Origin of the sequence: Micromonospora sp. NPDC018662, assembly GCF_044391475.1 — a bacterium.
Lineage (GTDB): Bacteria > Actinomycetota > Actinomycetes > Mycobacteriales > Micromonosporaceae > Micromonospora.
This window is the reverse complement of record NZ_JBISAC010000005.1, coordinates 399,520-426,361: the sequence shown is the minus strand read 5'-3', so window position 1 is coordinate 426,361 and position 26,842 is coordinate 399,520. Positions and strand designations below refer to the sequence as shown.

Below are 26,842 nucleotides of genomic sequence, written 5' to 3'. Positions count from 1 at the left end.
ACGGTGGAGGTCACCGCGTCAACAGGCGGAGGACGATCGCACCGGAGAAGATCGCGAACAGCGCGAGCGGTGCCCACCAGTCGGGGAAGCGGCTGCGGGTACGGCGTGGGCCCTCCTCGGTCCGCCGCTCGGCGGCGATCACGCGGAGGCGGTCCACCAGGTTCTGACGCTCGGATCCGCCGGTGTTCAGCAGCGAGTCGGAGAGACCCCAGGCCCGGACTCGTTCTCCTGAGGTCAGGGTGATGCGGACCGAGAGCTGATCGAGGTGGACAGCCGCCACCTCGCGGTAGGGGATGCGTTCGACAGCCAGCAGGTTGACCACCTCGAAGTGGTCGCGCCGGGCCGCCAGTCGCGTGCGGAAGCCCATTCGGAAGCAGATCCAGCCCATGACCGCGAAGAAGGCCGCGGCAGCGACGTCGAACGGGATGCCGGCCAGGCTCGGCCCGGACAACTCCCTCGGGACGGCCACCACCACGAACAACAGGAGGAGCCGTCCGATCCATCGGTCGGCGATGCCGTAGAAGACCCGATCCCTGCCGCTGCGCCCCATCGGGTCGACGCGCACGCTCCCACCCCTTCCGCCACCGTGCTGGCCCGCCAGGCCATCGGCCCGCGGACCGTAGCAGAGGACGCGCCTGTCCCCGGGCCGGAGCGGCCCGCCGCAACCGGCGTCGACGACCTCCAGCGCGCTCCGTCACCGACTCGGCAACCCGCTGCCGGTCACGGGTCACAGCCGGGTGACGCCGGCCGGAACAGGCTCGGGGTCCTGCCCGCGCGCAGACCGAGGAGTGATCCCCCATGCGACACCTCAGGTGGCCCCGACCTTTGCCGCGTCTCTCCCGACCCCTCCCGGTCGCCGGTCTGGCGGCCCTGTGCGTCACGTCGTTCGTCCTGGGCGTGGCGGTCCCGCACGGCCTGTCCCGAACGGCGCTGGCGGCCACCCCGGTCGCCGCGCCGCAGCCGACCCCGAGCCGGCAGTGCCCACCGAACGACCCGAACCTGTGGCCGTTCGGGGTCGTGTGCGGCCGGGACTTCGACGTCCCGTCGCCGCCCGAGGCGCCGAGCCTGGTGCCGACCATCGCCACCAAGACGACCACCCGCCTCTGGGGCACCGACCCGTTCCAGGAGGCCGTGTCGGTGACCCAGCACATCTGGCCGGCGGCGTTGCCGGAGAACGCGCCGGGGGAGACCGACAACGTCCCCGACCGGCCGTGGGGGCTGACGCTGGTCACGCCCGACGACCCACTCCAGGCGATCTCGGCCGTGCCGCTGCTGCACTTCCCGGACGACGCCCCCATCCTGTACGTCACCCGGACCGGCATCCCGACGGTCACCTTGAACGAGATCAAGCGACTCGGTGACACCGGCATCGTCCGCCGCAACGACGTCGACGCCTTCCTGGTCGGTGCCGCGGCGAACGACGCCGTCAAGCGGCAGCTCACCAGCATCGGGGTGAAGTGGGAAGCCGTCACCGGCCGGAACGTCTTCGAACTGTCGAACAACATCGACAAGCTCTACGGCAGCATCCAGAACCCGGACCTGGGCGTGCCGCAGATGGAGACCAGCGCCAGCACCGGCGGCAACGGGGCGCAGGACGTGCTGATCGGCTCGGCGGACGGACGCGACTGGCAGTACTACCTGCCGGCCACGCACTGGGCCTCGCACATGCCGGCCGGGCTGCTCTGGGCGCACCGCAACAGCATCCCGGCCGCCACGATCGAGGCGCTCAAGCGGCGCAACGGCCACGCCCTGATCTACGTCTTCGGCGGCCCGGACCAGATCTCGGCCTCGGTGGTGAAGACGCTCGGCACGTACGGCAGCGTCACCCGCGTGGACGCCGACGACGCTGTCGCGTTCAACACCCCGGCCACCACGACACCGTTCAACCTGTCCGTGGCGTTCGCCAAGATGTGGGACCCGGCCGGCATGATGGGCTGGAACATCCTGGGTCCCGGCCACGGCTTCACCCTGGTCAACATCGACAACTGGCAGGGCGCCGTCGCGTCCGCCCCGCTGTCGCACCTCGGCTACCACGCACCGCTGCTGTTGACCGACAACTCCGGCAAGCTTCCGGACGAGGTGGAGAACTACTACAAGATGGTGGCGCCGACGTTCATCACCACCCCGGCCGACGGGCCCTACAACATGACGTTCGTGATCGGGGACTACTCGATGCTGTCCTGGCCGCTCCAGGCGCACGTCGACTTCATCTCCGAGATGTCCAACCGGCGGGTCTGGAAGCAGTCCACCGGCGGCCGGTACGGCGACGGCGGCAACTGATCGACGCCCCGCCCCGGCGGTTCAGCTCCCGCCGGGGCGGACCAGCCCGCTCTCGTACGCGATCACCACGAGCTGGGCGCGGTCGCGAGCGGCCAGCTTCTGGAGCAACCGGCTCACGTAGGTGCGCGCGGTGTCCGGGCTGAGGAACAACGCCGCCCCGATCTCCGCGTTCGACCGCCCGGCGCCCACCTGCGCCAACACGTCCCGCTCCCGGGCGGTGAGCCCGGCCAGCCGCGCCGGGTCGGCCACCGGCGAGCGGGCCGCCGCGGCGAGCACCCGGCGCGTGACGGCGGGGGAGAGCAACGCGTCCCCGCCGGCCACCACCCGCACCGCGTCCCGCAGCGCGTCCGGCGGGGTGTCCTTGAGCAGGAAACCGGCCGCCCCGGCGGAGATCGCCTCGAACAGGTACTCGTCGTCGTCGAACGTGGTCAGCATGACCACCTGCACGCCGGTCAAGGTGGGATCGGCCAGGATCCGCCGGGTCGCCGCCAGCCCGTCCCCGCCGGGCATCCGCACGTCCATCAGCACCAGGTCGGGCCGCTGCTGGAGGACCATCGCGACCGCGCCGACGCCGTCGCCGGCCTCGCCCACCACCACGATGTCCGGCGCGCGTTCCAGCAGCGCCCGCAGCCCGGTCCGTACCAGATGCTGGTCGTCCACCACGACCACGCGGACCGGGTTCACGCGGCGACCCGCGCGAGCGGCAGGTCCGCGTACACCCGGAAGCCGCCGGCCTCGACGGCGCCCGCCGCGACCGTGCCACCGAGCAGCGCGACCCGCTCCGCCATGCCCCGCAACCCCTGGCCGGCGCGGCCCGGCGACCCGCCGCGACCGTCGTCGACCACCTCCACCGTCAACCGACCCGGCAGCGCGCGCACCGCGACCGTGACCCGGCCGGCCCTGGCGTGGCGCACCACGTTCGTCAACGCCTCCTGCACCACCCGGTAGACCGTGCTGCCCACCACCGCCGGCAGCGCCGCCACCGGCCCGTCGACGCGCAGCTCCACCGCCAACCCACCCCGGCGGACGCCGTCGACAAGCGTCGGGAGCTGCGCGAACCCGGGCGCCGGCTCGTGTGGGCCCGGCTCGCGGCGCAGCGTGCCCAGCGTGGCCCGCAGCTCCGCCATGGCGCTGCCGCTGACCGCGTGGATCGCCGCCAGCGCGGTCTCCGCCTGCGCCGGCTCGTGATCGGCAAGCGCCTCCCGCGCCACCGCCGACTGCACCGTGATCACCGACATGGTGTGGCCCAACGTGTCGTGCACCTCCCGCGCGATGCGCAGCCGTTCCGCCTCCACCTGCCGGGCCGCCTCCCGACGACGGTCCGCGGCCGCGGTCGCGGCCTGCCGGTGCAGCGCCGCCCGCAGCGACCGCCGGTTGCGCACCGCGTCCCCGAGCGCGATCACCGCCAGCATCAGCGCCGCCTCCGAGCCCAGCGCCGCCCCCACCACCACCGCGACGTCGTCGCCCTCCACCAGCCGGGCGGTCACCGACACCGTCAGCAGCCCACCGGCCACCAGCGCGGCCGGCACCACCCGCCCCCGCTCCGCGACCCCGTAGAGCACCGCGGCGGCCGGCGCCGCCACCCCGAGCGGCGGCAGGTCCAGCGCGTAGTACCCGAGGATGCCGACCGCCGTGGCCAGCAACGCCGGCAGCGGCCACCGCCGCGCGCACCACACCAGCGCGGCGAACCCGACCCCGAACGCGCCGGCCAGCGCCGCCGCACCGGCCGAGGTCGACTCCGTCGCCACGGCCACCACGACCAGGCCGAGCGTGGCCGCCGCGAGCAGCGCGTCGGCGCGGGTCAGCGAGAAGTCCGGCACGGAGCCGAGCCTAGGTCCGCGCGGCCCCTCGGCGCTGTCGCCCGCAGGCGTCAGGGACAACCCCCGGTTGTACGCCGAGAGGCGACAGCCGTGCACGCCGCCGCGCGGACGACGGCTGCCTGCCGCCGACCTAGCGTCGTTGACGTCCCCTTCGCGTGAGGAGAAGCATCGTGTCCCGCATCAAACTGACGTGGCTCGCGCTGATCGTGATGGTCTGGGCGGCCATGATGTCGTTCGGCGGGGTCGCCGCCGAGACCGTCATGCTCTACCCGAACATCTTCAACGACCCGCCCGCCTCGCTCGACCGCGCCCGCGCGTTCCTGGTCGACGGCGGCCCGCACGACTACTTCCCGCCGCTGGGCGCGTCAGTGGTGCTGAGCAGTCTCGCCGCGACGCTGCTCACCTGGCGCGACCGCCGGCTGCGCTGGTGGGTGGCCGGCGCGACAGTGGTCTTCCTCGCCTGCGAGTTCCTGTTCTCCGCGGTGTTCTTCTGGCCGCGAAACGAGATCATGTTCGTGGACCCGCCGGGGACGCACTCGCCGCAATACCTGCGGCAGGTGGCGTCGGAGTTCGTCGCCGGACACTGGGTGCGGTTCGCGGGTGGGGCGGTGACGGCCGGGTTGGCGTTCGTCGCGCTGCTGCGGTTCGTCCGTGCGACCGCGCCGGCGCGTGAACGCGGCTGACCTGCGGCGTCGGCGGGGTGCCACCGACCGGCAGGCGGCAACTGACCGCCCGACCTGCTCTCGGCGATGGTGGCCTCAGGTCCGTGCCGGGCTCGGCAGCAGCCCGACGTCCTGGAGCCGGCCGTGGGCCATTCGGATGTGGGCGGACGTGAAGAGCCGGGCCTTGCGCCCACTCCACGTGCGCACCCGATCGATCAGCTCGTCGATGTCGGTAGCCGGAGGATGTAGCTCGGCGGCGTAGTGCACCGTCGCCAACAGTTCGAGGCTGTACGGTGCCTCGAAACCGTCGACAAGCTGCGCGAAGCGGTCCAGCAGCGCGTCCGGGGCGGGATGTGCGGTGAACCAGGCAGAGATGTCGTCGGCCGCGCCGTCGACCAGGCGGACCGGCTGGAGCTCCTCGACCCGGGCGGATCGATCGCCGAACCCGGTGAGGTAGTGCCCCTCGATCCGGTCGAGGACGTGGTTGAGGTTCTCCGCGTAAGGGCCGTATCGCCCACGAGCGAAACGGAGGCGAAGGGGTTGGCCGAGCACTTGGAGGAAGTAGGCGATCTTCTGGATCTCCAGCACGGTGACGCCCTCACGGGGTTCGAGCGCGCGGGCGCGGTCGACGTAGCGCTCGATCGCGCGCAGCAGCGTGGCTCGGCCAGGAGTGAGCCCGGGCTTTTCCGTGGCCACCGGCATGTCACCGGGATCGGGGGCACCTTCGGGGGGGAACAGCAGCACCCGGACCTCGGGAAGCGCGGCGAAAGCCTCTTCGATCATGGGCTGAACCTCACCCCAGGCGAGACCGCCGTTGCCGCAGCCCAGAGCCGGGACCGCAACTGAAGTGATCTTCCTTTGGCGCACCACGCGGACCAGATCCGCCAGCCCTGAGCGGATGTCTTCGATCCGGGAACTGGCACGCCAGTGACCCTTGGTGGGAAAGTTGATCACGTATCGCCGGGGACCGAGGCGAGCTGAGTCGAAGACGAACATTTCGCCCAGCTTGACCTCTTGCGCCGCGCAGGCAGCTCGGTAGGCGGTGTAGTTGGCCGGGTAGGCGCGCTTGAACTGAAGGGCGATGCCCTTGCCCATGACACCCACCGTGTTGACCGTGTTCACGAGGGCCTCGGCATCGGCGGTCAGGAGGTTGCCATGGCTGATGACGATCACTCACGCACCTCCCCTCGCTGGTATCCGTAGTACCAGTGCTGTCTGACATCAACGTACGCGTCGATGATGCCAGCAGCTCGGAGGATGTGGACGACCTGCGTCCTCCGAGCCTCCGTCCGCACGACGAAACCCGTGATCAGGTCGAGCGGGAACTCGCGGTGGACCAGCAATTCGGCCATACGGCGTCGGACCCGGTCGGAGTCCTCGGGAACGTTCTTCCAGTACTTGGCTCGCATCAACGGCCAGTCCACCAGCGCGGCCAGGTCGCCGAGGGCTCGGGAGAAGGTGGTCACTCCCGCGGCGCAGTTGCCGTGGCTTGCCACCCAGGGCAGGCCTGCTCCATGCACCCGATCGATCGAAGTCACCAGGTAGACGAGCGGATCGTCCCCGCCGGGGTAGCAACCTTCCCTTCCGTCCCGATGCTCCCGCGAGATCCGATACATCATCGGCGACAGGGGCGCGAAGTAGAACGGCACGTAGTCCGCGACGACGCCACCGGGTGGACAGGTGACCGGGCGGGTCCGGCGACTGGCCTTGATGTCAGCGGCGCCGACATCGGTCCTCAGGTGCGCGCCAACAGAATTGTCAGCAAGCAGCTTGCCGGCGGAGAGGACGCTCGGAAGATTGTCGATGTGCGTGAAGTGCATGATCGGCGCACACTCGGGCTTCGCTGGGCGCACCGCTCAGTCCAGTTCACCGGGGTCGATCCGTGCCTTCACCTCCGCATGCTCCGCGAGCAGGTAGAGCAGGTTCGAACCGTCGATCAGCTCCAGCGGCTTCCCGGAGGCGAACTCGTAGGAGGCCGGACCGTAGCCACTGGTGGTCACGAGGATTCCCTTGGACGCACCCTCGTTCTGCAGGGTGCCGAACAGGTCGCGGACAGCGGAGACGTCGACCGTGTTGCGGTACCGCTTGGCCTGGATGACCACCTTGCCGCCGAAGATGGGTCGGGGGTCGAAGGCGACGCAGTCGACGCCGCCGTCTCGGGACGGTCTGGTCTGCTTGGTGTCCAGGCCCATCCTGGCGAAGAGGTTCTGGATCAGGCTCTCGAACTCGGTCGGGCTGAGCTTGAGCAGGTTCGGCCGCTGGTCCAGGTCGGCAAGTACGTCGACCTCGTCGACGAAACGCTTGTCGACCATGTCGAACTCGAGCACCGGCCGCACCGGCGCCAGCTCCGCCGGACGCTTGGAAACCGAGGCGTTGAGGTGTTGCAGGCAGGCCAGCGGCTCGACCAACTTCAGATTCAGCCCGGTGAACACGTCCCGGGTGGTCCGAAGCGTGACGAGGCACGGCTGGACGGACGCGCCGGTCCGCGGGTCGGTCGTGTCGACGATTCCGTTGAACACCACCGTCTCCACGAGTCCGGAGCGGTCAGCCTCGAACAGTTCATGCACCGTCCGCAACGTGACCTGGGCGACGAGATTCGCGTACCGTTCCTTGATCTCCTTGGCCGGGCGGGCAGCCGTGGTGATCTCGTCGCGCGACTTGACGTACCGGTATTCCCGGACCGCAGGGATCACGTCCAAGGTCGGCAGGTGGTACTCGACCACCAACTGCCGGGGCTCCGGCACATAGGCGAGCCGGTAGTGCTGAGGGAAGTCGTCCGGGTAGACCGAGTTGCCCAGCACCATGCCGAAGTATTCGACAACGGGGTCGGGCTCGGCGGCGGCGAGGGCCGCCGCGAAGCGCTCGATCTCCGCGTTGTGCGCATTGACTTCCGCGTCGACCTTCGCGCAGTGCTGCTGGTATTTCTGGTGGGCGGCCGACAGCCGGCGCTGCCGATCCGCCTCGGCCGCCGCGTGCTGCGCCTGAGCCTGCGCGAACGCCTGCTGTGCCGCCGCCATCTGCTGCTGGTGGCGCGCCTGGCCGCCGAACATCTTGCTGATACCGCTGGGGGCGGGAGGAGCGAAGCGCCGCCAGTCCGGAGGTGGCAGCGGGGTGCCGAGGGGTCCGGGGTCGAAAGGCGGGTGCTTCGCGGACCGCCGCAGGCGGCGAAGGTCGATGTGGTCGTCGACCTCGAGCGTTGCCGAGAGGAGTTTGTCCAACTCGTCGAGGTGCTACTGGAGGTCTGCGTTGTCGGCGACCACCTCGGCCGCACGCGCCTCCGCGTACAGCCGTTTTCTCTCGCGTTCGTTCGCCGCGCTGGCGCGCTGCGCGGCCTTCATCGCGCGGTCTGCCTCGCGGCGCATCTGCTGATGGTGTCGGTAGGCGGCGGCCTGAGCCTGCTTCTGGGCGCGCACCTGCCGCGCATGCGCCCGTTGCATCTCCTTGAGGATGCCCACAGTCGTTCCTCGGTGTCAGGAGGGTTGCGGAGTCGACACCATAGCCAGCGACCGCGACACGTGGACCGTGCCGAGCGAGGAGTTGGTCGTTGCTCGAGCGCAATTGGTCGCCATCCTCCCGAACGAGCCGGATTTTCATGTCAGATCTCAGACAGATGCCCTCAGTCCAGGCCTATCGCTCGGTGGAGGCTGATTGTGGACTGTCGGCGCACTCGCCCGCCGGAACGGACCGCGATCGTGCCAGCTCGGTCAGTGAATTCCTGACGACCGAGGACTCCCGCTCACGGGACTCCGACCGGTAGGGTCCGAGGACCGCCATGGGGAGGTCGGTCGTGATGTACGTGTTGTCGCGGCACATGTCGCAGTCGAGCCGAAATCTGCGGATGCTTCCAGCCCCGCCGGACTGACCACTCGGATCTTCGAACCTGCCCGATCAACACAAAGGGTGCGCATGCTCTCCCGCTCGACGTCCACTGTCGAACTCCCGTCGGTGATCCTCGACCGAGCCACCTCCCTGGTCGACTACCTCATGGCCGTGCGGGCGCAGATGGAGAAGCCCGCCCGGACGGTGCCGCACGCCGACGCCTTCTGGCAGCACGACCTGCCCGCCCATCCGGACTGCCAGGTCGGTGTCTCGCCGGACGGCAGCAGTTGGTTGCGGGTGGGTCTGCCGGCCGCCCCGAAGCCCCTGCGCCCACCGGCGGAGTTCGTCCCGCATCTGGCCAGCCCGGTCTCGTACGACAGCGAACCGCGCCTGGCGGCTGACGACGAGACGGTCGAGCGACTCACCGACCGCTTCGCGCAGTGGCGGGAACGCGACTGGCGTCCCTGGGCGGAACAGGCGCGGCGCACCGAGACGGTCCGCGGGCTGCACCGCGGCCTGTTCGACCTCAAGCATCGCCTCGACATGAACGCCGCCACCCAGGAGCTGGTCTGGGGCCACGGTCTCCTGCGTGCGGAGATCGACGCCCATCGGGTGCACTATCCACTGGCGGCGACGCCTGTGGCCATCGAGTTCGACGCCGACCGGTCGATGATCCGGGTGGTGCCGCAGGGGCCCGCCCGCCTCCAGACCGACCCGTTGACCGGCCTCGACGAGCGCTATCTCGGCCAGCTCCTCGCGCTCGCCGGCTCCGGCGGGCAGCTCGACCTCGACGTCTGGGACGACCTGAGCCGGGTGGAGTTCCTGGAACGGGCGCTGCGCCGACTCGGCCTCGACCCGACCGTCCGGGCCGTCGGCGAGCCCGCTCCGGCTGGCCCGTACGCCCACGACACCGGCGTGCTCTTCGTCCGCCCCCGGCAGCGGATGCTCCGGCGGTTCCTCGAGGAGCTCCGGGCCCGCCTGCTCGCCCAGGACACCGCGACCATCGGCGCGCTGGCGGCCATCCTCGCCCACGAGCCGAGCCGCCTGGAGATGCCGCACGACCAGCCGGATCGGTGGACACCGCTCGGCGAACGGCTGCTCATGCCGCTGCCCACCAACGAGGCGCAGGAGTCCATCGCCCGCCGGCTCGCGCAGCACCGCAACGTCGCCGTGCAGGGGCCGCCCGGCACCGGTAAGACGCACACCATCCGCAACCTGATCTGTCACCTCATGGCGCACGGCAAGCGGGTGCTGGTGGTGGCGCAGAAGGAGGACCCGCTGCGGGTCCTGCGGGACGGGCTGCCGGCGGAGATCCAGTCGCTCTGCCTGGCCGTCCTCGGCCGGTCCACCGACCAGCTCGTCCAGCTCCAACTGGCCGCCCGGGAACTCTCCGACCGCGGCGCGACGCTCGACAAGCGCGCCGAGCAGAAGCGGGTGGACCGGCTGCGCCGGCAGCTCGAGGAGACCGAACGCGATCTGGGGCAGGCGCTCGGCGCGCTGCGGACACTGGCCGAGAACGAGTCGGCGCACCACGAGATCGACGGCGTCCGCCTGTCACCCAGCGACGTGGGCACCTGGCTGCGGGAGCGCGCCGACCGGTACGGCGACATTCCCGACGACATCCCTCCGCACCTCGACCTGCCGCTGACCGTCGAGGAGTTCACCGACCTGCTCGACATCGCCCGCCGTACGAAGCGTCAGGACCGGGCCCAGGCGTTGCGGCACCTGCCGACGGTGGCCGCGTTGCCCGCCGCCTCGGCCCTGATGGCCGCCCGGCGGGACCTCGCCGCCGCTCGCACGGAGCTGGACCGGCTCGCCACCGACGGCGTGCTGCTGCCGGAGGTACGCGCGGTCGGCCGCCCGGCGCTCGACGACCTCGGCCGGCAGTTGCGGGAGGCCCACGCCATCCTCGCCCGGCGCGAGGGCGCCTGGACGGACCGGCTGGCCACGCTCCTCCAGGCCGACCCGAACTGGCGGGCCATGTGGACCGACCACGTCGAGGCCGTCCAGCGGGCGCTGACCGAGTTCGGCCAGGCGGCCCGGGTGGTCGCGGCGCACCGGGTCGACGTGCCGGAGGCGCACCTGGCCGAACCGCGCAAGCTGATGGCGCAGCTCGGCGAGCTGCGGCAGCGCTTCGCCGCAGGCAAGGGGGTCAGCAAGCTCTTCCAGGGCACGCTCGCCAAGCTCGCCGCCGAGTGCCGCATCGACGGCGAGGGCCTGCGGAGCGCCGACGACGTGGACGTGGTGCTCGCGTACCTGAACCTGCGGCGCCTGCGGCAGGAACTCGACACCCGGTGGGCCTACTGGCGCGGCCCGCTCCAGTTGCCGCCCGTGGCCGGCGACCAGCCCGAACTCTGGGTGGGCGGGCTGCTCACCGACGCGGCCACCGCCCTCGACTGGGACCGGCGGGGGTGGCCCAGCCTGCACGCGACCGTCCGTCGGCTGGTGCCCCGCGTCGAACAGACCGTCGACGTGCGCCGGCTGGCCGCGCTCACCGAGCTGGTGGCCCGGTCCGCGACCGTGTTCGAGCACGACCGCCTCGCCGCCGAAGAACGGGGTCTCGACGCCGCGCTCCAGACCGGCATGTCCACCGACGACGCCAGCGAGCTGTGGCGGCTGTTGGACCAGAGCCGGCAGGGCGACCTGTCCGCCTGGGACGGCATCCTCGACGAGGTACGCCGGCTGGCTGCCCTCCGGCCCGACGCGCAACGATTCACCCAGCTCACCGACCGGCTCCGCCCGGCGGCACCGGCGTGGACCGCCGAGATCGACGCCGGCACGGCGACCGCGCTGGCCGGCACCGGCGGCGACTGCCCGCACCGGTGGCAGTGGCGCCGCGCGCAGACCTGGTTCGACACCGTCGTGGGCAGCGTCGACCCGGTCGTGCTCGGCCGCCGCGTCGAGCAGACCCGGGACCGGATCCGCCGACTCACCCAGGAACTCGTCGTGGCCTCCTCCTGGCTGGAGGTCTCCAAGGCCCTCGACGACCGCCGGCGGGCCGCGCTCGCCGACTGGACCACCGCCCTCCGCAAGATCGGAAAGGGTACGGGGAAGAACGCCGCCCAGTGGCAGGCGCACGCCCAGCGGGCCATGAGCGCCGCGGTCGACGCCGTTCCGGTCTGGGTCATGTCCGTGGACCGGGCCATCGAGCAGTTCACCGCCGGGGCACACTTCGACGTGGTGATCGTGGACGAGGCGTCCCAGGCCGACATGTTCTCCCTGCCGGTGCTGAGCCTCGCCGAACGCGCCGTCGTGGTCGGCGACGACCAGCAGATCGGCCCGCAACTGTCGTTCGTCGGCACCGTCGCCGGCCTGATCAACTCGCACCTGGTCGACGTGCCGTCGGCTGAGCACTTCGACCCGGAGAGCAGCCTCTACGACCACGCCGTCCGCCGCTCCCCGGAACGCATCCTGCTCACCGAACACTTCCGCTCCGTACCGGCGATCATCGGTTTCTCCAGCCAGACCTACTACGGCGGGGAGATCGAGCCGCTGCGCACCGACCGGCCGGCGGGCATCGGCGAACCGGTCGTCGCGGTGCACGTGCCCGCCGGCATCCGGCAGGACGTCGCCCCGTACGGAAACGTCAACGTCGCCGAGGCGGAGGCCCTCGTCGCGCAGGTCGCGACGATCGTGGCCGACCCGGCGTACGAGGGACGCAGCATCGGCGTGGTCAGCCTGCTCAGCACCAGCGGGCAGGCGATCTATCTGCTCACTCGGCTCCGGGAGGAGATCGGCGAGGAGGAGATGGAACGACGCCGGATGCGCGTGGGTGACTCGTACACCTTCCAGGGCGACGAACGCGACATCGTCCTGGTCTCGATGGTCGTCGAACCGCACTCCGGGCCGGTCTCCGCGTTCACCAAGCGCGACCACCACCGGCGGGTCAACGTCGCCGCCTCCCGCGCCCGCGACCAGCTCTGGGTCTTCCACTCGGTGCAGCCGGCCGACCTGCGCGAGGACGACGCGCGCGGACTGCTGCTCACCTACTGCCAGAACGTCAACGCCGCCGAGGAGGCGTACGACGACCTGGAGCGGCGCTGCGACAGCGACTTCGAACGCGAGGTGCTGCGGCGCATCCTGCGCCGCGGCTACCGACCGCTGCCGCAGTTCCGCATCGGCGGCTACCGGATCGACTTCGTGCTGCCCGCGCCGGACGGCCGACGCCTGGCCATCGAATGCGACGGGGACGCCTACCACGGACCGGACCAGTGGGAGAGCGACATGCGCCGACAGGCGGTGCTGGAGCGCGTCGGCAACTGCGTGTTCGTCCGGATCCGGGGCAGCGTGTTCAGCCGGGACCCGGGGGCGGCGCTGGAGCCGCTCTGGCAGCGCATCGACGAGCTGGGCATCAGCGCCGCCCCACCTGCTGTCGCCGCGGTTCCGCCTGCTCCCGTCGTCTCGCCTGTCGCCTCCGCTCCGCCTGTGATCGACGCCGAGGTGGTGCGGCCCGTAACTGCCCCGGCCATGGCCGATGGTGACGAGCGGACTGAGCCGGTCGTCCCGACCGTCACCGTGATCGAGACGGTGCGGCCCGAGGGTGCGCCGGAGGCCGAGTCGCTGCGCCGAACCGAGGACGAGGCGGCGGCCGACGGCATGGTTCCCGTGCCGGTCGGCTACCGCAACGTCGCCTGGCTGCGGCCCTACGAGGCGGTGGCCGCCACGGACTGCTACAAGCAGTGCCGCGACGTGCCGATCCGACACGAGGGCAGGGTGCTCGGGTGGGCCCGGTACTACGACAGCGCCTCGCCGGAAGCCCGTAAGTATCGGGCCAACGTCCGGGTGGAGCGGGCACATCCGACCGGCGCGCGGCTGGTCTGCTGGGTACGCCCGCACGAGGCGAAGGCAGTGATCGGCGCGGCCGCCATGAAGCGGGACATGCCCGTGGAGGACAGTCGGGGCAGGCACGCCGGCCTGGTGCAGTATTTCCCGCCGACCAGCCCGGCCGCCGTCCGGTTCCGCAGCGTGACCCGGCTGCTGCGGCTGACCGGCGGCGACGGACCGGCCAGTCCCGCGCCCGATCCGCAGGCCGCTCTCACCGCCCCCGTCGTTGCCGTGCCGCCCGCAACCGAGGTGCCGGACCGCCAGGCGCTGGAGAAGGCGTTGCGACAGGCGATGGTCAGCGTCAGCGGCCGAGCGCCGGAGTCGGGCGAGGCGGTGCCCGAGGCGGCTGACCGGCGGGCGTTGGAGACCGCGTTCCACGAGGCGATGGTGCGCACCTATGAGCGGGCCCGGGACGAGGCGCACTACAACGCGACGCTGCTGCTGCGGATGGTGACAGAGAAGGGCGGCCTGGCGACGGCTCGGCAGTTGTTGCACCATCCGGTGGTGTCGGACGGGTTCACCGCGCTGTGGGAGCGAGGGCGGGTGGACCTGACCGCGGAGGCGGTGGTGATCCGGCCGGGGTTCCGGGAGCTGTTCACCGAGGAGGAGTTGGCGGTCGCCAGCAGCCGGGTGGTGGAGGCGTCCGCGCAACTGTCGTGAGGCCGGAGTCGGCCCGCCGGCTGACCGGCTTACCTTCGTGCGCGACGCCCATGAGCTGGTCGGCAGAGCAGAGAGTCCGGGCTACTAGGCGTCTACCTCTACAGAGTCGACGTCTTACGTGCGAGAAGCCACGTAGAACGTGAACAAGTTGACGTCCTACGTGGACTTCACTACAGTGCGGACTGTCATCCTCCATATAGGACGGAAGTGCTTGTCGATGTTCTTCGCTGAGCTGGGACTAACCCAGCATGACTCCCTGACTGCTGCTCAGCAGGCCGCAAGTGAGGCAGCGTCAGCGTCAGGTGGCCGGTCGTTCACGTGTGTCGTCTTTCAACAAGGCGGTCGCCTCATGCTTACGACCGCCTTCTCTCACTCCTTTCTTGTTAAGCACGTGGTCGCTGAGCCCGCAGTTAAGGGCGGAAACCCGCGTATGGCGACGAACCGCCCGATGGATACGGCTCATGTCCGGGCTATCAGCAAATATTTGACCGAGAATGAGCGAAACTACATCCTACCGCCGGTGACCCTCAATGTTCGGTCAGTTCCGGCAGTACACATCCCACGCGGAAACTTCGCTACGACGGTCGGGTTCGTCGTTATCGGCGACGAAACTCGATTCTCGGTGACAGATGGGCAGCACCGACTCGCGGCGATCATGAAGGCGAGCGACTCTATCACTGATCCGGATTCCACCTTCATGAGTGACAGCGTGTCGGTTGTCATCGTCGTCGAGCCGGACCTAGCCCGTATCCACCAAGACTTCGCTGATGCAGCGCAGACGAAGCAAATTCCCGCTAGCCTCCTTGCTGCCTTCAATACCCGTGAGCCGCTGAACAGGGTTTTGACCAAGGTTGTCGATGGCTCTAAGCTTCTACACGGGCGAATTGATGAGACTTCGAAGAGCCTTTCAAAGAACTCTCCCGCCATCTTCCTGCTCAATCAGGTGCGCGGCATGGTTAAGGAGATTCTATTTCATGACTACGCGCTGAGTGAATCTAGTATTCCGGCGAGAAGTAACCAGGTAATCGGTACCATCGAAAAGCAGGATTCCTTCGTTGAGCGAACCCTGTCGATGATGGAAGTCTTGACCGAAAATATGGTGCCGTGGAATGCGATTGCGAGCCTACCGACCTCCGGTGGTCCGGCGAACCAGGTCGTCGATTATCGCAAACAATACATCAACATGACTGCCACGGGTCTGGTTATCATCGGCCACGTAGCGTATGAGATCGAAAAGAATCAAGATCCTGCTTGGCGAACGGCTCGCTACGTCGATCTTGCCACAAAGATTGACTGGCGGCGTGATGCCAATATCTGGGAAGGAACTATTATCTCTGGCGACAAGATCAGCACCACTCGGGCACCGGGGCGTCTGGCGGCGGCTAGGGTCATGGCGGCAATTGGCTTGGTGGCGTCGACGAGCCTTGGGGATGATCCCCTGCCGGGGACTGAACCTCTGGTGAGTGCCTGATTCGAACCTGGGCATGCTGGCAGGCTCGGCTGGTTTTCATGAAACTGCCGGTCCTGCCAGCACCGCAAGGCGGCCGCAGGTAGCGCTTTGGCGGCGGCAAGATGATCAGCGGGTTCAACCAGTAGAAGCAAGCATTCGTGCGCCAGCATGATCAATCATGCGGCGATCGTCCTCGCTGTGGCATACACGTCAGCGGGTAACGGATGTCTCAGCAACCAGAGAATTCGCATGGGTCGATCTCCGGTGTGCTCCTGGTACGTCATCGACCCCGCATAGAGATAGGCAGGCGCCCCCAGGTCGCGGTCGGCCATCTTGGTCTCCCGGATGAACAGATGCACGGCCGACTTCTGCCTGACGTGGTCGACATACCGCCGCCCGGTCGCCGACGCCGCCGATGTGGTGCTCTGCGACTCCCACTGGAACAGCCTGTCGGTGATGGCCCGGTCGGCGTACATCGTCGTGGGGGAGTAGTGCTCGGCCGACTTGACCAGCGTGACGAAGAAGAGATCGGCCTGCTCGTTCGGTAGCCACTTCACGCCCTCGCGCAGCGACCCCGGGTTCGCCATGCCGAACGCCGCGCATGCCTCGTTACGGCTGTAGCGGGCGTGCACCCGCAGCGGCACCCGCCCCGAAACCGGCCGCTCGGTGACCCGGTGAATCCGATCGCGCAGCACGTCGGCGACCTGCCGTAGCTCCGCGCAGCGCGCCGACTCCGCCCAGAGCCGCTTGAGCCGGGCGTCGCGCTCGGTCAACGGCACCGCCGGCCCCCACAGGCTGAAGTGCAGCATGTCGAGCAGCCGCCCCGACGGCGGTTGCTGGCCGGCCGCCACCTGACGGATGAGGTCAAGCCGGTCGACGTCGTCGACGTGCAGCATCCGACCGATGGCCCGACCGAGTTCGCGGTCGTCCGGGCCACCAGCGGACGGGTCAAGCCCGGCCAGGCGTCGCAACCCCGCCCAGCCGCCGACGCTGGCCGACCGGTAGACGTCCTCGATCTCCAAGCCGGTCTCGTGCAGGAAGTCGGACAGGCCGACGTCGCCAAGCTGCCGGAGTTCCGCCACCAGCGCGTTCTTCGATGTCGGCAGTGCCGACTTCAGGTTGGCGAGCACGATGTCCTTCGCCACCCGGTCCAACTCGATGTGGCAGCCGCTGGGCAGCGACGGGAAGTCCTCCCGGACGGCCGACTCGACGGCCCGCCGGCTGACGCCGGCCAGGGCCCGCCACCGCAAATCGAAGCGGAAGTTGGCGTGTTGGCCGCCGATGAAGTCGAGCACCGTCAGGCACGGCTTGTCGTCGTCCAGCCGCAGCCCTCGGCCGAGCTGTTGAAGGAAGATCGTGGCGCTCTCGGTGGGCCGCAGCATGAGGATCGTGTCGACCATCGGCAGGTCGACGCCCTCGTTGAACAGGTCGACCGTGAACAGCACCCGCAACTCCCGCTTCCGGAAGCGGTCGATCAGCGCGTGCCGCTCACCGCGATCGAGCGTCGACGTCACCGCCGCTGACGGCACGCCGTGGCGGGTGAACCAGTCGGCCATGAACTCGGCGTGCCCGATGCTGACGCAGAAGCCGAGCGCCCGCATCCGTGCCACATCGGCGATGCGGTTGACCGCCTGGAGAATGAGCCGCGCCCGCGCGTGGTTGCCGGTGTAGACGCCATCCAGGTCGCCCTTGTCGTAGCCCTGGCCGCGCTTCCACCGCACCCGCGTCAAATCCACGTCGTCGTGTAGCCCGAAGTACTGGAACGGTGCCAGCAACTGCCGCTCCAACGCCTCCCACAGATGCAGTTCCACCGAGGCGCGGCCGTCGAACCACCGGCGTACGTCCCCGCCGTCGCTGCGGTCGGGGGTTGCGGTCAACCCCAGGAGTACGCGCGGCCGAAGCCGCTCCAACAGCCGCGTGTACGTCGGCGCTTCGGCATGGTGGAACTCGTCGACGATCACCATGTCGTACGACTCGGGGTTGATCTCCTGCCGAGACAGCGACTGGATCGACGCGAACACGTGCTTCCAGCCGTCCGGCCGATCGCCGCCGACCAGGGTTTCGCCGAAAGCCCCATCGCCCATCACCTGGCGGAACACCGACCGGCTCTGCCGCAGGATCTGCTCCTGATGCGCGACGAAGAGCAGCGAGTCGACCTGCCCGGCCCGCTGGAGTCGGCGATAGTCCAACGCCGCCACCACCGTCTTGCCGGTGCCGGTCGCCATCACCACCAGATTCCGCCAGCGACCGTGCACCAGCCGCTCGGCGTTGAGGTCGTCTAGGACCTCCTGCTGGTACGGGAACGGCCGCACGTCCAGGTTCGCGATCTCGGTTGGTGCTTCGTCGGCGCGCTCCCCGCGTAGCGCGACGCGCAGCCGATCGGCGTCCTTCATCGGGTCGTACGCCTCGAACGCCGAATCGTTCCAGTAGTCGGCGAACGTCGCCTCGAACGTGTCGATGACGTGCGGTTGCTCCAGGTTCGAGATGCGTACGTTCCACTCCACGCCGTCGACCAGCGCGGCCTTCGACAGGTTGGACGAGCCGACGTACGCGGTGGTGGTGCCGTTGTTGCGCCGGAACAGCCACGCCTTGGCGTGTAGGCGCGTGGTCCGGGTCTCGTAGGAGACCTTGACCTCAGCTCCCAACTCCGCGAGCCGATCCAGGGCGCGCTGGTCGGTGGCACCGAGGTACGTGGTGGTGATGACACGGACGCGACCACCTCGGTCGATCAGCTCCCTGATCGCCGGCTCGATGATGCGCAGCCCGTACCACTTGATGAAGGCGCAGAGCAGGTCGACTGCATCCGCGGACGCCATCTCGTGGCTGACCTCGTGCCCGATCCGTGGCTGATGCCGACCATTGACCAGCAGTGCGCCGGTGGAGAGCGGCGTGGAGGGGCGGATCGGGAAGACCGGCTCGGCTGGTGGAGTGGGAGGGGCGGCGATGGCGTGCAGGAGGCGTTGGGCATCGGCCACCTGGTCGTCGGCGGTGACGGCACGAGGCTCGGCCTCAGCGATGTGTGCGGCGATGCGGTTCGCCAGGTCTACCTGCCTGGCGACCTTGTTCTCGCCGCCGCCGACCGCGAGCAGCGCCCGCCGCGCGAGGGCGGCGAGGTGACGGGCGAGCACATCGTGCGAGTCGGCCGGGTCAAACTTCTCGTCCTGGACGAGTGCGCCCCGAGTCTTGCGAAGGCGTACGGCCAACTCGTGCGTGATGAGGTGTTCGTAGATTCCCGGCTCAAGATCCATCGCCTGACACCCTAGGCAAGGATCGAAATCGTTGGCACCGGCGAACCCGTCACGATCGGCTCAACGTCGGACATCTGACGGAAGCCGGTCCCGACGACGCGTGATGCCTTTCTCGTTATGCCAACAGGCCGGCTCGCTGTGCAAGCGGTCGTAGCCCTGGGGTTGCCGCTCGCCTCTCCTTCGTCATGAGATCGAGCAGGATGGCCCGTGCTTGGACGTTCGCATGCACCGCCTCGGCGGCCACCCGCTCGGCTTCCAGCAGATGCAGCACCGCAGTGGACCTGTCCGTCGATGACATGAACGCGGCTGCGGCCAAGTCGATGTGCACCTGAGCCCGCCGCCCGACGATGACGGGCGGAAGCCGTGAGGTGTCGAGGCGCGACCCGAGTTCCAAAGCGTGGTCGGGCTTCCGGGACCGGACGGCCGCAGAGACGGAATGGATGGCGACGTTCGTCGGACCGAAGGCAGTCCACAGCCGGTTTCGTTCCGCGCCCAGGTCGGCTGCCAGCCGCTCGGCCTGTGACAGGTATTGAGCTGACTCCTTCGTGTTGTCCTGCCCAGCGGCCATGACGGCGGCCAAGAGAAGCAGTGCCCCGTGAGCGGAGAGCACGTCGGGACTGGCCGTCGGATTGCTGGCGGCGAGGTGATCGATGCTGCTGCGTGTGATCTCCTCGGCCTCGCCCGCTCGGCCAGGCATCCGGAGGAGACCGCAGGCGGCCTGGTATGCCGCGATCGCCACGAGAGCCTGGTCGTCGCTGATCTTCGCGGCGGTTGCGGCCCGGTCCGCCGTGAGGAGCGCAGTCTCTCCATCGCCGACCTTGGCCGCGAGCTTGGCTGCCGCGAGGTAGGCGGCGGCGAGCAAACGGAAGGCGTCCCTGCTGTGGGACCCCGAGGGGTTGTTTGTCAGTTCGGTTGCCTGGCGCAGCACGTCGGGCAGCAGGCGGGTGGCGGACGAGTAGCTCGCTCGCTGGTAGAGATCGTGAATTCGCCGAACAGACCGTCGTAGCTGAGCGAGGGACTGTGCTGGCCCGGCCGGCGGCGTGAGGTAGTCGGTCAGGAAGCTCCGTAGGTTACCCAGAAGCTCCGGTCGCGCAGCGCTGGCGCTGTTGGCTTCGTAGTCCTCAGGTCCGTCTCCCATAGCCCGTCCTCGGCGCTTGGCCACTGACACGTCGGCGAGCATGCCATCGACTTGTTCGAGCGTAACGCCCAACGCGAACGCGATCCGGGTTCGGTGCCAGGGGTGCGGATCCGTCTCGGCGTTCTCCCACCTCACCACCGTGGACCGCTCGACGCCCAGGATGTCGGCCAAGCGTTCCTGGCTGTACCCGAGAGCCTTCCGTCGCTGGCAGAACCGCTGCCGCTTCAGCGCCATGCTCAGCCTCCCTCCGCTCTGTCGTCAATGTAGTCACGATGCGTCGAACTCGTGGGGCGGCGTATGCCTCATTTATGCGTCATACGGGCTCCTTCGGCGCTGTAGTTCCGCACCCCGTCCAAGCCCGAAGCTGATCGCATGGCCCGGGGCGGGTGCTGGGCTCCGGCGGTGCCGCGTCCCCCGATTCGTGGCTGCCCGCCGACCCCGCCCGCCCCGGCGCCCCGTCCACGACACCCGACCCGGAGGCGCCCGCCAATGTCAGCCGCACCCACCGACCTCCCCACCCCGACCACCGACGAGGAGCCGAAGCCACACGTGACCGACGAGGCACTGCTGCACACCTCCCTGCTTCGGCTGCTGGACGGCGGCGGCGACCGGGCCGGGCGCCTGGCGTCGCTGCGGGTGCTCGGGTCCGCGTACCGCGGCTTGGGGTGGCGGCCCTGGCACGCGGCGCCGATCGGCGCCGCGCTGCTGGCCTCGCGCGACGTGCGCCGGCGGCGGGTCTGGCGGCTGGTGGAGCGGACCGCCGCGCGGGTGGGCGACGGCCCGGCCTGGTGGCCGGCCGAGGTGATCGGCCACGAGCGCGACGTCGACACGATCGCCGTGCTGACGGTACGGCCCTCGCCGCGTCTGCCGTTCCGGGCCGGGCAGGCGGTGCCGGTGTGCACGCCCCGCCGGCCGGGGCGGTGGCGGTGGTTGTCGCCGGCCAACGCGCCGCGCGCGGACGGCACCGTCGAGTTCCACGTCCGTGCCGTCGGCTGCGTCTCCGGCAGCCTGGTCCACGAGATACGCCCCGGCGAGCTGCTCTACCTCGGCCCGTCCGCCGATTCCGGGCTGGAGCTGGCCGGCGGTGCCGACGATCTGCTGCTGGTGGCCGGCGGCACCGGGTTGGCGCCGCTGCGCGCCCTGGTCGAGCAGGTCGCCGAGGCGCCCGCCGGCCGGCGGGTCACGCTGGTCGTCGGCGCGCGCACGTTCGCCGACCTGTACGACGCGATCGCGTTGGACAAGCTGCAACAGGCCCACGACTGGCTGACCATCGTGCCGGTGTTCTCCGACGACCCGGAGGCCGAGCCGGCCGAGCAGGGCACCGCGATCGGCCTGGCGATCCACCACCACCGGCCAGGTCAGCACGTGTACGTGTGCGGGCCGCCCGCGATGCTCGCCGCCGCCCGCCGCTGGCTGCCCATCGCCGGGGTGCCCGCCGACCGCCTGCACCTGCCCACGCTCGGACAGCGGTGACCGCCGCATGGTGAACATCGAAAATCGACGTGCCGAATGTGCAGTCCGCAATTGGCAGTCGGAAAGAATCGACGCTGGAAATTCCACGCAGTGGTGGCGAAAATATCGGCATGGCGACAGGGTGCGCCCGGCGCTACCCCTGGTGATCAGGGAAGATGCCTTCCTATTCTGGTTGGACAGAGGGGATTATCAATGTCCAGCGGGGGTGTGAAATGGCGTTTTCGCGTGCGTACCGAATGGTGGTGGCCGCCGTCCTCGGCGGGTTCCTGATCAGCGCGGCCGGGCCCGCGCCGGGGATCGCGGCGGCGAACCGGGAGATGACCGACTACCTGGCGGCCCACCCGGGTGGGGTTCCGATGAGCGCCAACGAGATCAGCTACGGCGACGGCGCGGTGCTGGTCACGCTGCGCGCACCCGTCGGCACCTACGCGCTGGCCGACTGCCCCTATGGGTGGTACTGCTTCTACGACCGGCCCAACTTCGGCTATCCCCGGGGCAAGCTCTCCGACTGTGGCCGGCAGAACCTCGCGACGTGGCAGTGGCAGTTCCGGGTGGCGTCCGCGCACTACAACATCTCCAGCGGATCGGTCACGTTCTACTACGGCACCACCGCGTTGTTCAGCGTCGGCGCCGGCAACCGGGTTCGTGCCGACGCCGCGCCCTATCGGGACTGGGCCAACTACGTCAACCGTCCTTGTTAGTCGGCTTCGGATCGGCGCACGGCCGGTCGACGATGGTCGAGGTTCGCCCGCTGTCGAGGAACAGATAGGAGGCGAGCGTCTCGTTGCCGGCGCCGATCTTCTCGTGGCTGAGCAGCCGGCCGGTCCGCTCGTCGAACTGCAACGTCTCGCGTTGACCTTCGCCGTTGTCGGCGCTGATCGCGTACCCGTCCCGGCCGCCGCGGTCGGGGTAGCTGCCACTGTCGATGACGCCCTCGGTCCTGGCGAGCAACCGCAGCAACGTCACCCGCTGCGGCACCGAGAGCGGCCAGAACCGGTGGAACTCGGCGACCAGTTCCAGCAGGCCGGCCGCGTTGCGCAGCTCCGGCGGCCTCGCGTCCAGCAGGCTGGCGACCTGCGCGCGCAGCTCGGCCGGATCCTCCGACGGTGCCGGCGGCACGTCGGTCAGGTCGCTCGGGCCGAGCGGGGAGACCTTCGCCCGGGCCCGCCGGCCGTGCTCGACGGCCTGGACGGTGCGCCTACCGGTGCCCTCCATGGTCCACCAGAGCCGCTCCTCGCGGAACCGGTCCGGCCGGTCCGAGTGCGGCTTGAGGTCCTTCGGTGACCACACACGCAGGCAGATGTGGGCGTACCGGCCCCGGCTCGGCGGCTCCGACCGCTGCGCCACCCGGGCGGCGATCCGGTCGAGCTGCACGCCCGGGCCCACCGGCTCGAACGGCGTACCCGCACGGTCGTCGTCACGGCTGGTCGGCGGCGTCTCGGTCCGGTTGGCCGGTGGCACCGTGAACGGCGGCTGGGCGTTCCGGTTCGACGCGCCTTCCGCCGCCAGCAGTGGCACGAGGCTGAGGCCGAGCACGACGAGAGTCAGCGGGCCCCGGAACCGACGCCGGCCATCCTTGCCGGCCGGTACCCACCGCCCGACACGGGCGCGCCGCCTCCCGTCGATCCGGTTGGCCGCGGCATTCCGGTTGCGGGAGTCGGGCGACCGTTCGGCCGGGGCTGGATCCAGGGTGGGGCTCGCGTTGCGGGGCTGAGCCGGCGTCGCCCGGTGCCGCCCCGACGCGCCCGGATCATGCCCGTCGCCGGGAAGGAGGTACAGGTCGGGCGCGTTGACCCGCGGTCGGGCGATGTCCAATGGCCAGGGCGGCGGCCCGCCGACGCCGGCGGCCGGCGGTGTCACCTCGCGGTGGTGCTCCGCGCGGTGCGCCTCCAGCAGATGCGCAGCCAGGCAGAAGCACCACCGGGCGCCGTCCGGACTCACGTTGTCGTAGGTGGTGGCGGCGAGCGCGTGCACGACCAGCGACAGCCGGAACTGCGTACGCCACTCCGGACGCCAGTTGCCGTTGTCTGCGTACGCCATCCCGACCTCGTGCGTGAGCCGAACGATGTCGGCCAGCGCCTTCGGCAGTTGGCTCGGCGCGGGCTTGTCCGGCTCGACCAGATAGCGTCGGAGCGCCTCCGCCTGCCGGGGCGGCAGGCCGGGCGGCCACGCCCCGTCCGGGCCGGGTCGCGGCGTCACCCACCGCAGGACCATGGACACCAGAAAGGCCCCCAGGTCGCGGGCCAGCGACGCCCGGCTCTCGTACGACTCCAGGTCGATCATGAAGAACGTGGTCGGGCGGGGAGTGCCGTCGACGGTCGCCGGGATCAGCAGGTTGCCGCCGTGGAGGTCCCCGTGCGATCGCGCGACCAGGTAGCGGATGCGGAGGTCGCCGAAGAGTCCGCCCGACTCGGCCAGCCGCAACGGATTCGGCAGCATCCTGCCGTCGACGTCCAGCCAGTCGCCGTCCAGATCGCCGAGCCCCAGCCGGTCGGCGGCCGGGCGGATCGCCCCCAGCGCCTTCGCCACCGTCAACTCGCGCGCGACGTACGCGCGCACCGTGGTGGCGGTGGTGGACGGCCCGCCGTTCCCGGACGGGCGGTTCCAGTCCGTCGGCAGGGCGGTGACCACCTTGCGGCAGGCCGCGACGAGGAGGCCGTCGTCCTCGATCGCGTCCAGGGCGACCACCGGGTCACCGCCGTTGGCGACGTCCTGGAAGGAGAGGTGACGGCCGTCGCCGACCGGATGCCAGCCGTGGTGCTCCTTGACCATGTGCCGCTTGGCGAAGCCGCCTCCCTCCGCCTTCGCCAAGGCGTGCCGGCCCGACTCGGGTGATCCGTGCCCGCCCGCCGGATGGACCTTGACCAGCTTCTTGCGGTCGCCGGTCAGCCCCGGGCCGGTGGGGCTCTGCAAACTGATGGTGAACAGATAGGCGCCGGTGTATCCACGCAGTGGTTCTTCCTGCGGCAGCACCTCGGCGGTGCCGCCCCTGCTGGCCGCCCATTCTTGCAGCGCCGCCAGCACGGGCGCGTCCTCCCGGAGCCACGCCGGTGTGTCGTCGAGACCTTCGTCCATCGTGGTCGTTGAGCTTTCTGGTGATGAGGGATGGGCTGTGCTCGGGACTGAGTCCCGGATCAACGTACCGGACTCCGGTCAAAGTGCCCATCAACTCACATGGTCGGACGAATTACTACTTACTGGTAGTTAAGTGATTACGCTAAGATGTGATCAAAAAGCGGACAGTGACATCTAGCGGCGTGGATGTAAGATCGGGTCGGCGGACCGGGAGGTTGACGTGACGGACCGGACTGATTCCCTGCTCAGGCGTCAGGTCGACCCGGCCATGATGTCGCTGCTGCGAGCCATGTCGGTCTGCCACTCCCGCGCCCAACGCCTCGACGCGCTGCGCACCACGGTCTCCGTGACGGTCGCCGGCGTCGGCGCGGCGGTCGCCTTCATCGGCGTGTCGGCCACCGCCGTCACCGCGCTCGGCGCGCTCTGGGCCGTGGTCAACGCGCTCGGGCTCGCCACCTGGTCACGCGGGCAACTCCGGCGCGCGGCCACCATCCAGGAGATGTTCGACGTCGACCTGTTCGGCCTGCCCTGGAACGAGGTGGCGGCCGGGGACCGGGTCACCGCCCCCGAGATCAGCCGGCTCGACCGCGCGTTCCGGGGCACCGAGCGCTACCTGCGTGACTACTACGAGATCCCGGAACTGCCCGCACCGTACGACGTCCTCGCCTGCCAGCAGCAGAGCCTCGGCTGGGGCGCCCGGCTGCGCCGCCGCTACGCGTACACCGTGCTCGCCGCCGTGGCGACCTGGACGGCGGTCGGCATCGGCTACGGGGTGCTCGCCGGCCTGACCGTGGCCCACCTGCTGCTCGCCTGGTTCGTGCCGTCGCTGGGCGCGCTGCTGCTCGGCGTCGAGATCTACCGCGGGCAGCACGAGGTCGCGATCGAACGCGACCGGGCCATGGCCATCGTCCACGGCCACCTCACCTCGGCCGTCCGTGACCCGTCGACGAACGCCGACGACCTGCTCACCGTGGCCCGCCAGGTGCAGGACCTGCTCTTCCACAGCCGCTGCACCCAGCCCCGCGTGCCGAACTGGTTCTTCCGGCGGTTCCACGCCGCGGACCGGGTCGACTTCCAGTCCACCATGGCCGGTCTGGGCCAGGTGCTGCATGCGCCCGCCCCGGCGACCCGACTCGACGGCTGAACACGGGGCCGCGCGGAGCGCCCGACGTCGGTACCCTCCTCGGATGCCGCACACCGAAGACCCGCTGGCCGGGTTCACGCCGGCCCGGGCGTACACCAAGGATGTCGTCGCCGACGCGCCCGCCGCGCCCGGCGTGCACCTGGTGCTCGACGGCGGCGTGGTCGCCTACGTCGGCTACACCGGCAACCTGCGCGCGCGGCTGCGGCAGCACCTCACCGGCAACCGCGACTCGTCGGTGCTGCACGACCAGGTCGGCCAGCTCCTCGACACGCCGGGCCGCGCCGCGACCCGCGACGACATCGCCGGGTGGCTGGGGCGGTGCGAGGTCCGCTGGCAGGAGACCGACAACCCCGAGGGTACGAAGGAAGCGCTGGTCCTGGCGCTGCGTCCCCGCTTCAACCGTCAGGTGCCCAGCTCCCGCTGACCGGCCGCTCTGCTCTAGTTTCGGTCGCCGACATGCGGTGCGCGGAACCATGCTTCATCGCCGAGCGCACCGAGATAGATGTACGAGACGCCTCGAGCCCCCTCGCCGACCGGAGTGAAGAACTCCCTCGCCTCGTTGATGTACAACCGGCCGCCCTGGTATCCCTTGACCCTCCTCAGGCGGTGGGCGAGTCTCCGGGCCGCCTCCAGTCCTACGACACTCGAGAGAAGCTCCTGCCGGGTGCCCTGCGTGCTGGTTCCGACGCGGCGGTAGATGTCGTCGCCACCAGCGGCCAGGACGTGCCGAATCCCGATGTGCGGCCCGGGCCAGGGATCGCCGGGAGTCAAGCCCGGTGGTGCTACCGGGCTGAGCGTCCGTCCTTCGAAATCGAAGTCGAGCAGCTTGCGGTGGGTGCCGGCGAAGAAGTAACCCCCGCCCGTGCGAGGCACCAGGACATGGCGGAACTCGTTGATGTAGAAAATGCCGCCGAGTCGCTGGCTCTGCAGGTCCTTGATCTCGTTGACCTTGGCGACGAGCTTCTTGTGCCGGTTGTTGGTCCTCAGGTGCTCGCCGTTGCTGTCGCGGTAGATCAGTCGAACTTCCCAATCACCGCTGTGTCCGCGAACAATCGAGTACTTGGCGTCCTTGTTGCTGTTGGGCGGTGACAGGACGGGGTACGGCTGGATCACGCTCGCTCCTGAGATGGCGGGTCGAATCGATGCCAGACGTACGGGTCTCTGCCGTACCGCCGGGACGTCCGGCGAGCCTAGGCCGGCCGGCCCGATACCGTCCACAACAGATCCGGAATCATCCTCGTTATTGGCC

At 69.8% G+C, this 26,842-nt stretch carries 19 protein-coding genes; 8 read left to right on the top strand and 11 right to left on the bottom strand.

Annotated features, from left to right (window positions below):
• Positions 1 to 10 precede the first annotated feature (10 nt).
• Positions 11 to 565: a PH domain-containing protein gene (locus ACH495_RS18500; RefSeq protein ID WP_396858933.1), complete on the bottom strand. Its 555-nt coding sequence runs from the start codon at positions 563 to 565 to the stop codon at positions 11 to 13.
• Between the two features lie 332 nt (positions 566 to 897).
• Here ACH495_RS18500 and ACH495_RS18495 point away from each other — a divergent pair, with 332 nt between their 5' ends.
• Positions 898 to 2,280 carry a hypothetical protein gene (locus ACH495_RS18495; RefSeq protein ID WP_396858932.1) on the top strand — a complete coding sequence of 461 codons (1,383 nt, stop codon included), beginning with the start codon at positions 898 to 900 and terminating at the stop codon, positions 2,278 to 2,280.
• 21 nt (positions 2,281 to 2,301) lie between these two features.
• Here the strand turns inward: ACH495_RS18495 and ACH495_RS18490 are convergent, their stop codons facing one another.
• Positions 2,302 to 2,964 carry a response regulator gene (locus ACH495_RS18490; protein ID WP_396858931.1) on the bottom strand — a complete coding sequence of 221 codons (663 nt, stop codon included), beginning with the start codon at positions 2,962 to 2,964 and terminating at the stop codon, positions 2,302 to 2,304.
• Entirely contained in the window at positions 2,961 to 4,100 is a 1,140-nt protein-coding gene (locus ACH495_RS18485; protein WP_396858930.1) for a sensor histidine kinase, read from the bottom strand. Before ACH495_RS18485 ends, ACH495_RS18490 begins: the two co-directional genes overlap by 4 nt.
• Positions 4,101 to 4,270: 170 nt before the next feature.
• Between ACH495_RS18485 and ACH495_RS18480 the strand changes: the two genes are divergently transcribed.
• On the top strand, positions 4,271 to 4,783 hold the full coding sequence (locus ACH495_RS18480) for a DUF1772 domain-containing protein (RefSeq protein ID WP_396858929.1): 513 nt from the start codon (positions 4,271 to 4,273) through the stop codon (positions 4,781 to 4,783).
• Between the two features lie 75 nt (positions 4,784 to 4,858).
• Here ACH495_RS18480 and ACH495_RS18475 read toward each other — a convergent pair whose 3' ends face one another.
• The 4 genes from ACH495_RS18475 to ACH495_RS18460 are packed head-to-tail and all read right to left on the bottom strand — an operon-like array spanning position 4,859 to position 8,217.
• The gene (locus ACH495_RS18475; protein WP_396858928.1) at positions 4,859 to 5,935 is read right to left on the bottom strand and encodes a macro domain-containing protein; all 1,077 of its coding nucleotides are present in this window, start codon (positions 5,933 to 5,935) and stop codon (positions 4,859 to 4,861) included.
• Positions 5,932 to 6,582, bottom strand: coding sequence for a DUF4433 domain-containing protein (locus ACH495_RS18470; RefSeq protein WP_396858927.1), 651 nt, complete (start codon positions 6,580 to 6,582; stop codon positions 5,932 to 5,934). The genes ACH495_RS18475 and ACH495_RS18470 overlap by 4 nt, the downstream gene beginning before the upstream one ends.
• A gap of 36 nt (positions 6,583 to 6,618) precedes the next feature.
• Positions 6,619 to 7,980: a restriction endonuclease gene (locus tag ACH495_RS18465; RefSeq protein ID WP_396858926.1), complete on the bottom strand. Its 1,362-nt coding sequence runs from the start codon at positions 7,978 to 7,980 to the stop codon at positions 6,619 to 6,621.
• A gap of 12 nt (positions 7,981 to 7,992) precedes the next feature.
• Positions 7,993 to 8,217: a hypothetical protein gene (locus ACH495_RS18460; RefSeq protein WP_396858925.1), complete on the bottom strand. Its 225-nt coding sequence runs from the start codon at positions 8,215 to 8,217 to the stop codon at positions 7,993 to 7,995.
• A 451-nt stretch (positions 8,218 to 8,668) separates the two neighbouring features.
• Here ACH495_RS18460 and ACH495_RS18455 point away from each other — a divergent pair, with 451 nt between their 5' ends.
• Both ACH495_RS18455 and ACH495_RS18450 read left to right on the top strand, forming a co-directional pair.
• A complete protein-coding gene (locus ACH495_RS18455) occupies positions 8,669 to 14,065 on the top strand; it encodes an AAA domain-containing protein (RefSeq protein ID WP_396858924.1) in 5,397 nt (1,798 codons plus the stop codon).
• 217 nt (positions 14,066 to 14,282) lie between these two features.
• Positions 14,283 to 15,536 carry a DNA sulfur modification protein DndB gene (locus ACH495_RS18450; RefSeq protein WP_396858923.1) on the top strand — a complete coding sequence of 418 codons (1,254 nt, stop codon included), beginning with the start codon at positions 14,283 to 14,285 and terminating at the stop codon, positions 15,534 to 15,536.
• Positions 15,537 to 15,691: 155 nt separating this feature from the next.
• Here the strand turns inward: ACH495_RS18450 and ACH495_RS18445 are convergent, their stop codons facing one another.
• Together ACH495_RS18445 and ACH495_RS18440 are read right to left on the bottom strand one after the other, a co-directional pair.
• Positions 15,692 to 18,763: a DUF3427 domain-containing protein gene (locus ACH495_RS18445; protein ID WP_396858922.1), complete on the bottom strand. Its 3,072-nt coding sequence runs from the start codon at positions 18,761 to 18,763 to the stop codon at positions 15,692 to 15,694.
• Positions 18,764 to 18,878: 115 nt separating this feature from the next.
• Positions 18,879 to 20,135 carry a helix-turn-helix transcriptional regulator gene (locus ACH495_RS18440; RefSeq protein ID WP_396858921.1) on the bottom strand — a complete coding sequence of 419 codons (1,257 nt, stop codon included), beginning with the start codon at positions 20,133 to 20,135 and terminating at the stop codon, positions 18,879 to 18,881.
• Positions 20,136 to 20,390: 255 nt separating this feature from the next.
• Here ACH495_RS18440 and ACH495_RS18435 point away from each other — a divergent pair, with 255 nt between their 5' ends.
• Together ACH495_RS18435 and ACH495_RS18430 are read left to right on the top strand one after the other, a co-directional pair.
• Entirely contained in the window at positions 20,391 to 21,374 is a 984-nt protein-coding gene (locus tag ACH495_RS18435) for an oxidoreductase (RefSeq protein WP_396858920.1), read from the top strand.
• Positions 21,375 to 21,586: 212 nt separating this feature from the next.
• Positions 21,587 to 22,075 carry a hypothetical protein gene (locus ACH495_RS18430; RefSeq protein WP_396858919.1) on the top strand — a complete coding sequence of 163 codons (489 nt, stop codon included), beginning with the start codon at positions 21,587 to 21,589 and terminating at the stop codon, positions 22,073 to 22,075.
• Here the strand turns inward: ACH495_RS18430 and ACH495_RS18425 are convergent.
• Positions 22,059 to 24,449, bottom strand: coding sequence for a hypothetical protein (locus ACH495_RS18425; protein WP_396858918.1), 2,391 nt, complete (start codon positions 24,447 to 24,449; stop codon positions 22,059 to 22,061). The two genes, ACH495_RS18430 and ACH495_RS18425, sit on opposite strands and share 17 nt — an antisense overlap.
• Positions 24,450 to 24,669: 220 nt before the next feature.
• Between ACH495_RS18425 and ACH495_RS18420 the strand changes: the two genes are divergently transcribed.
• Complete coding sequence (locus ACH495_RS18420) at positions 24,670 to 25,593, top strand: S-4TM family putative pore-forming effector (protein WP_396858917.1); 924 nt, start codon at positions 24,670 to 24,672, stop codon at positions 25,591 to 25,593.
• Between the two features lie 43 nt (positions 25,594 to 25,636).
• Positions 25,637 to 26,017, top strand: a complete 381-nt coding sequence (locus ACH495_RS18415; protein ID WP_396858916.1) for a hypothetical protein — start codon at positions 25,637 to 25,639, stop codon at positions 26,015 to 26,017.
• A gap of 14 nt (positions 26,018 to 26,031) precedes the next feature.
• Here ACH495_RS18415 and ACH495_RS18410 read toward each other — a convergent pair whose 3' ends face one another.
• Complete coding sequence (locus ACH495_RS18410) at positions 26,032 to 26,706, bottom strand: hypothetical protein (RefSeq protein ID WP_396858915.1); 675 nt, start codon at positions 26,704 to 26,706, stop codon at positions 26,032 to 26,034.
• Between the last annotated feature and the right edge of the window lie 136 nt (positions 26,707 to 26,842).

Bases quoted from the DNA above. Each gene is read 5' to 3' on its own strand.
- ACH495_RS18470 (WP_396858927.1), bottom strand. From the start codon at position 6,582: ATGCACTTCACGCACATCGACAATCTTCCGAGCGTCCTCTCCGCCGGC.
- ACH495_RS18455 (WP_396858924.1), top strand. From the start codon at position 8,669: ATGCTCTCCCGCTCGACGTCCACTGTCGAACTCCCGTCGGTGATCCTC.
- ACH495_RS18450 (WP_396858923.1), top strand. From the start codon at position 14,283: ATGTTCTTCGCTGAGCTGGGACTAACCCAGCATGACTCCCTGACTGCT.
- ACH495_RS18445 (WP_396858922.1), bottom strand. From the start codon at position 18,763: ATGGATCTTGAGCCGGGAATCTACGAACACCTCATCACGCACGAGTTG.
- ACH495_RS18440 (WP_396858921.1), bottom strand. From the start codon at position 20,135: ATGGCGCTGAAGCGGCAGCGGTTCTGCCAGCGACGGAAGGCTCTCGGG.
- ACH495_RS18435 (WP_396858920.1), top strand. From the start codon at position 20,391: ATGTCAGCCGCACCCACCGACCTCCCCACCCCGACCACCGACGAGGAG.
- ACH495_RS18430 (WP_396858919.1), top strand. From the start codon at position 21,587: ATGGCGTTTTCGCGTGCGTACCGAATGGTGGTGGCCGCCGTCCTCGGC.
- ACH495_RS18425 (WP_396858918.1), bottom strand. From the start codon at position 24,449: ATGGACGAAGGTCTCGACGACACACCGGCGTGGCTCCGGGAGGACGCG.
- ACH495_RS18415 (WP_396858916.1), top strand. From the start codon at position 25,637: ATGCCGCACACCGAAGACCCGCTGGCCGGGTTCACGCCGGCCCGGGCG.